At 73.8% G+C, this 565-nt stretch carries 1 pseudogene; it reads left to right on the top strand.

Annotated features, from left to right (window positions below):
- Window positions 1-394, top strand: a pseudogene (locus tag CFN78_RS28415) (hypothetical protein); the annotation flags it as partial.
- Window positions 395-565 lie beyond the last annotated feature (171 nt).

Here is a 565-nt window from a genome sequence, read left to right as displayed (position 1 = left end):
GAGCCACTCCATCTCCGCCGGACTCGACTACCCGGGGGTCGGGCCGGAACAGGCCGCCCTGCACGACGCCGGGCGGGTGACCTACCAGCCTGTCGCCGACGAGGAGGCGATGGCGGCGTTCCGGGCGCTGAGCCGGGCCGAGGGGATCATCCCCGCCACCGAGAGCGCGCACGCCGTCGCCGGAGCACTCCGCCTTGCCCCCGCGCTCCGCGCGGAACTGGGCCGGGAACCGCTGATCCTCGCCTGCCGTTCCGGCCGCGGGGACAAGGACATGTCCACCGCCGCCGAGTACTTCGGTTTCGAAGGGGAACGGACATGGACGGCAAGAGCACCGGTACCGGCCGGGGGGGGGCGGCCCTGGCCACCGCGGGCGGGGAGAATCGGGCCGCGCTGATCGGCTACCTGCCCGGCGGGTTCCCGAGGGTGCCCGGCTTGATCGGCGCGCTGCGCGGGATGATCGACGGTGGGGTCGAAATCGTGGAGATCGGCCTGCCCTAAAGCGATCCGGTGCTGGACGGCCCCGTCATCCAGCGCGCCTCGGAGGCCGCGCTCGCGGCGGGAACCA

Origin of the sequence: Amycolatopsis antarctica (assembly GCF_002262875.1) — a bacterium.
GTDB classification, from domain to species: domain Bacteria; phylum Actinomycetota; class Actinomycetes; order Mycobacteriales; family Pseudonocardiaceae; genus Amycolatopsis; species Amycolatopsis antarctica.
Note: the sequence above shows the minus strand (reverse complement) of the source record. Positions and strands in the feature narration are given on the sequence as shown.